Source organism: Deltaproteobacteria bacterium (assembly GCA_003696105.1).
Lineage (GTDB): Bacteria > Myxococcota_A > Polyangia > Haliangiales > J016 > J016.
In genome coordinates this window covers 1-6126 of record RFGE01000149.1, presented here as the reverse complement: position 1 = coordinate 6126, position 6126 = coordinate 1, and the positions used below count along the sequence as shown (strand labels likewise).

The following is a 6126-nucleotide window of genomic DNA, read 5'->3' as shown; positions in this document are numbered from 1 at the left end:
TCGGGCATTCCCGCGTCGGGCATCCCCGCCCCCGCGTCCGGCATCCCCGCGTCCACGTCCGGCATCCCCGCGTCCGGCATCCCCGCGTCCGGCTCGCCGCCGCTGCCGCTGCCGCAGTCGGTCACCGGCACGGGCCCCGGCGTGTACACGCACGGCGCGATCACCTGGTTGCCCGGGCGCCCGTCCGCGTCGAACGCGACCACCATCACCTGCCGCGGCACGCCGTTTTTCAGCCGCACGACCTGCTCGGTGACCGTCGCATCGGGGGTCGACCACAGGTGATTCCATTTGCCGTCGCCGTTGGCGGGCCGCACGTAGATGCCGGCGTAGGCGTAGCGCGGGTCGGCCGGCGGATCCCACGCGACGGTGATCGCCCCGTCCTGCGGCGTCACCCGCACGTCGCGCACGTCGTCGACCGCGAGCGGTCCGTAGTAGAACCAGAACACCGCGTAGCTCGGACTCCAGTTGCCCGCCTCGTCCTCGACCTGAAACCGCAGCATGTAGGCCCCGGGCGCCAGCGCGCCGCCGGAGGTCACGTCCGAGTCGCCCGTGCAATCGGTCCCGTCGGCCGGATCCCACCGGGTCATCGTCGCCGTGTCGGCGATCCGGCAGGTCGCGACCGTCGCGCCGGTGTCCGCCACCACGAGCGATAGGTTCGCGCTCGCCGGGCCCGACAGCGCGTCGACCGGCGGCGTCCACTGGAACACGGGCCGATCCGTGACCTCCTGCCAGCGACCGGACAGCGCGCCCGACGCCTCGGTGACCACCGGCGGCTCCGGCGGCGTCCAGTCGACCCCGTAGCCGGTCTCGGGGCCGGCGATGACCTCCTCGACGCGCCCCTCCTCGTCGATCGCGCGCACGTACATCTGGTAGTAGCCCTCGCCGTCCGGCGCGTCGAACGAGATCGTCTCGATCGTGGTGCGCGCCGGCGACGCGGGCGCCACCGACGCGTACTGCGTCCACGGCCCGTACCCCTCGCCGCCGTCGTAGCGGTACCACAGCTCGATCGTCGCGATCGGCGCCGCGCCGGTCGCCAGCACCGGGACCTCGAACGGCACCGCGCCGTGGTTTCCCCCCTTCCAGTACCAGTACGGGTAGAGGATCTCGCCGGATGCGTCGACCACGTCCGGCCGCTGGCCGCCGGTGGCCAGCGCGTCGTCCACGGTCGTGAGCGCGTTGTCGACGGTGTGCACGGACGACCACGGCGGCAGATCGACCGGCGCGTCGGGCCCGACGGCGCTGCCGACGACCGCGATCGTCCAGTCGCCGAGCGCCGGCAGCGTCGCGGTGACCATGCCGCCGTCGACCGCAGCCGGGATCACCTGCGCCGCGGCGCCGGGCTGCAGCAGCGTCACGGTCGGCGCGCCCACGAAGCCCGGCGGCACCGGCACCGCGAACGTCGCGCCCTCGGGGACCGGCGTCACCGCGCCCGCGGCCGCGTCGTAGTCGGTGTTCACCAGGTGGTAGACGTGCGAGCCGTCGGCGACGCGCTCGAACCGCGTCACGTGGACCGTCGACGGCAGGTCGGTCGCGATCTCCGGCGGCACGACCGGATCGACGGCGGCCCGCCACGCGTCGACGGCCGCGGCGCGCACCGCCGCGTCGGCCGCGCCGTCGTAGACCTGCGCGCCCAGGTCCTGCGCGAACGCGACGATCGTCCCCGCGTATCGCGTCGTATCGACCGCATCCCGGCCGAAGGCGTCGTCGAACGTCCGCTGCGCCGACACGTCCGCGCCGGTCGCGTCGAGATCGCCGACCGGGCCGAACCCGATGACGACGCCGCCGGCGTCCAGGTAATCCTCGAGCATCCCGATCTGCTCGTCGGTCAGGGCGCGCGCGCCGGCCAGCACGACCGCGCGATACGGCAGCAGATCCGCCAGCGCGAGCCGCTCCGCGCCGTCGCGCGCCATCGGATCCGCGGCGAACACGACATCCCACGGGCGGTGCGCGTCCGACAGCAGGTAGCTCGCGCCGCGGAACGACCGCGCGTGGCCGCCCGAGTCGAGCCGCTCCGACGCCTCGGAAAACCACAGCGCCACCTCGCCGGCTTCCGGGTGGTCGAACAGCTCGGGGTGCGACGCGACCAACAAGTATAGCGGCGCCACCTCGTCGGGCAGATAGCCGTATTGGTGGAAGTACACCCATCCCGCGCCGCACACCTGCGACAGACCGCCGTTGGCGAACGTCTGCGCGACGAACAGCCGGTCGAGCGCGTTGCACGGCGCCTGGGCCCACGGGTCGTTGGTCCCGTTGAGCGATCCGGTGTTGTTCGGGAAGTTCCACGACCAGAACCGCCGGCCGAACGCGACGGCCGTCTTGTACTGGAACGCCAGATCGCGCGCCGGGTAGCCGAGCGCGTCCAGGAACGTCTCGCTGATCAGGTAGTCGAACAGGTCGCCCGTGAGCCACGTATCCGGCCCGTCGAAGTTGCGGTTGCCGGACAGATAGACCGTGCGCCCGTACGCCGCCGCCCGCGCGCGGAGCGCCGACGCCCACTCCTCGAAGATGTGCCGCTCGAGGACCGGATCGAACGCGACCCACAGTTGCCAGTACGGGTCGGACGCGAGGGTGGGATCGCCCGAGTCGCGCGCGGCGACGAGCGCCGACGTGGTGGGATAGCCGAGCGACCGCAGGTGCGCGGCGATGTCGAAGCCCGGCTCGCCGATCCAGTCGGCAAATGCGGCGACGACCTCGCCGTCGAACGACAGCGTCGTGAAGTCCCGCGACGCCAGGTCCAGAAACACGTGCGTCGCGCCCAGGTCCACCGCCAGTTCGCCCGACGCGATCAGCCACGCCCGGTAGGCCGCGCGAGTCGGCGACGCCATGTAGCCGCCGACCTCGGCCACCACCGGCGTGCCGTCGAGGTCCACCCGCGCGCCGTCGAGGTCGCCGTAGCCGGCGCCGAACCCGTAGTACGCGCCGTAGTCGATGCCGCGCGCCGACCACTCCGCGATCGCCTTGGCGATTTCCGCGGCGCGCTGGTCGGTGATCCCCGGCTCGATCGACGCAAAGTCGTCGACCACCATCGTCACCGGCACGCCCGGCGCGTACTCGGGGCGCGGCCCGAACGCGGAGGTCGCGGCCGGCCCCGGCGGCGGCGGCGCGGCGACCGCGGCAGGCACCCATACGGACACGACGGCGACAGCAATCCCCCTCAGTGATGCGTGCATCCTGCGTACGCACATCGGCCCGCCCGCCCGTTCCTTGAGGCGAGCGGCCGCCGCAAACCGCCGCGCACGTCGAAGCGGTCGTTCCGTACAAAGGAGGCATGTCCGGCACACTGTTGAGTCTCGAGAACCTTCAGGCGATGAGGCGCCACCTGCGCGGTATCCCGGTGTCCGACGCGCCCGTCCTGCCGGGCATCCCGGAACTGGCGCTCGCCTATTGCCACAACCTGCTGGCGGGCACGCCGCTGCGCCGCAACGTACGCGCCCTCGCGGACTTCGTCGCGCGCGGTGTGGTGCCGGCGCGCCTCTTGGGATGCGACCGCGTCGACCCCGACTTGCTCGAACCGCCCGGGCCGCGGCGCGGGCGGTTCGAGCGCACCGCTCGACGCGGTGCGCGAAGCGCGGGCGACGACATCGTCGTGAGCGACCCCGGCCCGGTTCGCGACGCGGACGCGGGCGCCGGCGCCTCCCGCGGAGCCGACGCCGCGGACGACAGCGATGGCGGCGAAGCCCGCGTCCGCCGCCGCGTGCGCACCCAACGCCGGCGCCCGCGCGACCGCGACGGCGACGATGCGACCGACCCGTACGACCTCACGACCCGGCAGCTGTGCAGGGTCATCCGCGCGCACCTGCGCGCCATCGAGCCGGTCCCGGTCCCTCGGCCGCCCGACCCCCTGCGACGCAACCTGCAGATCATCGCCGACGCCGTCGGCCTGTCGGACGTCGACACCGCCATCGTGCAATTCCTCGTCGTGCTGCACCACGCGCGACCCGTGCCGCTGCTCGCCAACATGCTCGACACGGCGCGCGTGTTCGACGCCGCGTACGTCGTGTCCGTCGCCATCCAAGCCGACGTTGACGACGTCGTCGCCGCGCTCGCCCCCGAGAGCCGCCTGGTGGACACCGGCATCGTCACGATCGACGACGACGAGGAGTACGAGCTCCAGGACAAGTTCGAACTGAAAGAAGGCATCGCAGAACTCGCAGTCGACCGCGACCTCACGCCCGACATCCTGTTCGACCGGTTCTTCAGTCTCGCCCCCGAACCGACCCTGACCATCGCCGACTTCGAGCACCTGAGCGAACAGGTCGCACTCGTCCGCCGCCTGCTGTCGCGCGCCCTCCGCGCCGGCGAGCGCGGCATCAACGTTCTGTTTTGCGGCCCCACCGGCACCGGCAAGACCGAACTCGCGCGCGCGATCGCCGCCGACATCGGCGTGCCGCTGTACGCCGTCGGCTGTACGGACGAAGACGGCGATTCCGCATCCCCCGGCGAGCGCCTGTCGTCGCTGCGCATGGCCCAGCGGCTGCTCCCCGACGAACGTGCCCTCGTGCTGTTCGACGAACTCGAGGACCTGTTCGAGTGGCGCGAGCCGATGTTCGGCGGACGCCGCCCGGTCGCCCGCACGAGCATGTCCAAAAAATGGTTCAACGACCTGCTCGAGACCAACCGCATCCCGACTCTGTGGATCACCAACCGCGCCGAGGGCATCGACCCCGCGTTCTTGCGCCGCTTCGCCTACGCGATCGAGTTCGGCGCGCTCGATGCCCGGTGCCGCGCGCGCATCCTCGCCCGCCACATCAACGAGGACGACCGCATCACCGAGGACGACCTCGTCGCCACCGCGACCCGGTTCGACGTCAACGCGGCCCTGTACGAGACCGCCGTACGCTCTGCCCGCATCGCCTCCGACGACGGCCGCGTCGACCGCGACACCCTCGAGCGTTGCCTCGAACCGCTGACGACCCTCGTGACCGGAAAGTCGCCGGCCGACGACGTCTCCTTCGACCCGCGCACCTACGACGTCGACGCCGCCTGCGCCGACACCGACCTGCGCAAACTCGCCGACCGCCTCGCGAACTGGCAGCCGACCGGCCGCCACGGCCTCACGCTCTGCCTGTTCGGTCCGCCCGGCACCGGCAAGTCAGGATTCGCGCGCTACCTCGCCCACCGCATGGGCCGGCCCGTCGAATACCGGCGCGCCTCCGACATCCTGAGCATGTGGGTCGGCGAGACCGAGAAGGCCATCAAGGCGATCTTTCGCCGCGCCGCCGACTCGCGCGCCGTCCTGTTGCTCGACGAGGTCGACAGCTTCTTGCGCTCGCGCGACTTCGCGCTGCAGCGCTGGGAAGTGTCCCACTGCAACGAGTTCCTCCAGCAGCTCGAGTCCTACCGCGGCGTCGTCGCGTGCACAACCAACCTGTGGCGCGACCTCGATCCCGCCGTCGTGCGCCGGTTTCTGTTCAAGATCGAGTTCAAGTGGCTCCGGCCGCCGCAGGCCGCCGCCCTGTTCGCGCGCCACTTCCGCGACATCCTCGACCACCCCCTCGACGACCGCGCCCTCGCCGCCGTCGAGCGCGACCTCGCGCGGCTGCCGCGCCTGGCCCCCGGCGACTTCGCCGTCGTCGCGCGCCGCTACCGCGCCCTCGGCGTTCGCGCCGACCGCGACCAGCTCGTCGCCGAACTCGAACTCGAACACCGCATCAAACCCGCCGCCCGCACCGCCGCCGGCTTCCGCTGACCGCCGCGGCCGCGGCCACAACCCCGCCAGCGCCCGGCCCGCCGCATGACGCTCGGCATCGAACCCGCGACGACCGCGGCAAGTGACGCCACCGGCCGCGCCAACCTGCGTCCGCCGCAAGGGAATGTGGGCGCGGTAACCGGTTTGCCGTCCACCTACGCGCCGCGGTCGTGGCTCGTCATCCCGCTCCGAACCAATTCCCCGCGCGCCGGCCGCTTCCGCAATACGGTTCATCGGCGGCGGCGCGGATCAACCCGCGTGCGGGCTGCCGGCTGATCACTGCTCCGGATCGCCGTCGCACACGACGCCGCGATTCTCGCGTTTGTAGGCTTCATACGTGTCATGACGCCCAACGTTCTGCCGCAAATCGGCCCGGAAAGTCAGCAAGCGGCAGCGTAGGCTGAGAGGGAGACGGGCGCTCGAGCGGCCGGCGAGCG

At 72.2% G+C, this 6126-nt stretch carries 2 protein-coding genes; one reads left to right on the top strand and one right to left on the bottom strand.

Annotation, left to right across the window (positions count from 1 at the left end; genetic code table 11):
* A partial coding sequence (locus D6689_10055) for a hypothetical protein (protein RMH41820.1) occupies positions 1 to 3134 on the bottom strand: 3134 nt, incomplete at its 3' end.
* 134 nt (positions 3135 to 3268) lie between these two features.
* Here D6689_10055 and D6689_10050 point away from each other — a divergent pair.
* Complete coding sequence (locus D6689_10050; protein ID RMH41819.1) at positions 3269 to 5689, top strand: AAA family ATPase; 2421 nt, start codon at positions 3269 to 3271, stop codon at positions 5687 to 5689.
* Positions 5690 to 6126: the final 437 nt, after the last annotated feature.